A 2,386-nucleotide genomic window follows, 5' to 3' on the forward strand; every position below is an offset into this window, starting at 1 on the left:
TATCGGTGTACACCCTCACGTGATGGTCCCCGTACAACCTCATATGTAGGTGCTCGGCGAGTCCTGTCGTAACTCGCCCACGACAAGGGCCACCCTTCGAATCGTCTACCGCCAAAGTTGACGAACCCGAAGGGTGGCCCTTGCCATGATCCTAGATGGAGAGTCTTGGATGAACATCCGACGTTTCAAAGCCCTGCACGAGGCCGGCGCGACCTATGCCGACATCGCCCGCGAATGCGGCTGCGATTGGCGCACTGTCCGCCGATACCTCGCCGACGATGCACCCACGCATCCACCGCAGGGAACCTCGAGAGCAGGAACACAACCCCGAGCGATCACCGACGACATCGCCGCACTGATCGAAGAGATGCTCCGCGCCGACATCACCATCGCAGCCTCGGTCATCCACGAACGCCTCACCAACGAAAAGTCCGTGACCGTGAACTACCAACGAGTCAAAATCTATTGCAGCACAGCCAGACCCATCATCCGAGACGAACTCGGCGCAGAAGAATCCGGGCTCGGCAATCTACACCGCCGATTCGAAACCATCCCCGGCGCCCAAGCACAAGTCGACTGGGGCGATGAAGGCGATCTCTTCGGCACCGGACGCAAGGTCTACTCCTTCCACATGGTCCTCTCGTTCTCCCGTGACCCATTCTGCTGCTACACCCACTCGATGGACGCCGCCGCGTTCTGGGGCAGCCACATCCGAGCCTTCGCGCACTTCGGTGGCGTCCCGGGTTCGATCGTCTACGACCGCACCAAAACCATTGTCCGCAAACATGTCCGTCCCGGACATGCTGTCCCGTTGCATCCAGCAGCCGTCGCATTCTCCGGGCACTACGGCTTCGACATCGACGTCCTCGCCGCGTACCGGCCCACCGGCAAAGGCCGTGTAGAACGGCAAGTGAAGATCGTTCGGGATCACGTCCTGGCCGGTCGCACGTTCACCGATCTCGCTAGCACCGACCGCACCTTCATGGACTGGGTTCCGATCCGCCGGACTCAGGTGCACCGTACTCACCGTGAGGTCATCGGGACCCGCGCCGTCGTCGATCACGCGGCGCTACGTCCTGCCCCGGCCGAGCCGTATCTTGTCGCCGAAGCCCACCTACGGCGCATCGGAAACGACGCGCTGATCTCGTTCGAGGCATCGCTCTACTCCGTACCCGCCGACCGCGTCCGGGCAGGTCAACGAGTACAGGTACGCGCCGGTGCCGACAACATCGCCATCGCCACCCTCGACAGTGCCGGCGGTACCGTCCTGGCCGTCCACGCTCGCTCGCAGGTCCGCGGCGCCTGGGTCGTCGACCAGGCGCACTGGGCGTCACTGCCCGACGGTCACACCCGTGCCACCACCGACGGACGCGTCGATACAAACCCCGCGGAGGGCACACCGTCACCTTCGGTCGACGCAGGCGACCCGTTGACCGCCAAAGTCATCTCACTCGTCGGACACGTCCACGTCGAACATCGACCACTGTCCGCCTACGCCGTCTGACCGTGAACCACTATCCCACAGCATCTTCCACGACAGGACACCGTTCATGAGTTCACTGACCACCCAACGGATCATCGACAACGCCCTCCGGCTCGGCCTCGGTCACACCGCCGAATCGGTCACCGAATCCGCCGCCCGCGCAGATTCCGCGCAGATGGGATACCTCGACTTCGTCGACCACCTCCTCGCCGAAGAAGTCGCAGTCCGAGAATCCCGGCGGTTCCGCAACGCCCTCAAACTCTCCGGGCTTCCCCATCACAAAACCCTCGACGACTTCGACTACACCTTCCAACCCGGACTCGAACCGCGCCGCATCCGAGACCTTGCCACCCTCGAATTCCTCACCGGCGCAGGGAACATCGCGATACTTGGACCACCGGGAGTAGGGAAAACGCATATCGCGATCGGGCTGGCGGTCGCTGCCTGCCAAGCCGGAAAGTCGATCTACTTCACCACCCTCGACGACCTCGTTCGAAAGCTCAAAGCCGCCGACGCAGCAAACCGGCTCCCCCGGCAACTCGCGAACCTCATGCGCCCATCTCTGCTGGTCATAGACGAGGTCGGATACCTCGCCCTCGACCGCGACGAAGCCAACATGTTCTTCCAGCTGATCAGCCGCAGATACGAGAAGGGCTCCACGATCATCACAAGCAACAAGCATTTCACCGAATGGGGAACCGTCCTCGGCGACGACGTCCTCGCCACCGCGATCCTCGACCGACTCCTTCATCACTGCGACGTCCTGGCCATCAACGGCCCCAGCTACCGGCTCAAAGACCGGCAAGGGCTTGTCACACCAGTGGAGGCACCGGCATCATGAACCTGCCGGACACCGACACGTCAGGTCGTACACAGACCGACACGTGAGGTCGTCCACCGATA

At 62.7% G+C, this 2,386-nt stretch carries 2 protein-coding genes; both read left to right on the forward strand.

What is annotated here, in order from left to right; all coding sequences use genetic code 11:
• The first annotated feature begins 169 nt into the window (after positions 1-169).
• Positions 170-1,504, forward strand: a complete 1,335-nt coding sequence (istA, locus tag CH276_RS02820; protein ID WP_008720775.1) for an IS21 family transposase — start codon at positions 170-172, stop codon at positions 1,502-1,504.
• A gap of 46 nt (positions 1,505-1,550) precedes the next feature.
• Positions 1,551-2,324, forward strand: coding sequence for an IS21-like element helper ATPase IstB (gene istB, locus CH276_RS02825; RefSeq protein WP_032385531.1), 774 nt, complete (start codon positions 1,551-1,553; stop codon positions 2,322-2,324).
• Positions 2,325-2,386: the final 62 nt, after the last annotated feature.

The sequence above is a fragment of the Rhodococcus sp. 06-470-2 genome (assembly GCF_002258235.1).
Taxonomy (GTDB): Bacteria; Actinomycetota; Actinomycetes; order Mycobacteriales; family Mycobacteriaceae; genus Rhodococcoides.

Excerpts from the sequence above, each read along its gene's own strand:
- istB (WP_032385531.1), top strand. The coding sequence starts at position 1,551 with ATGAGTTCACTGACCACCCAACGGATCATCGACAACGCCCTCCGGCTC.
- istA (WP_008720775.1), top strand. The coding sequence starts at position 170 with ATGAACATCCGACGTTTCAAAGCCCTGCACGAGGCCGGCGCGACCTAT.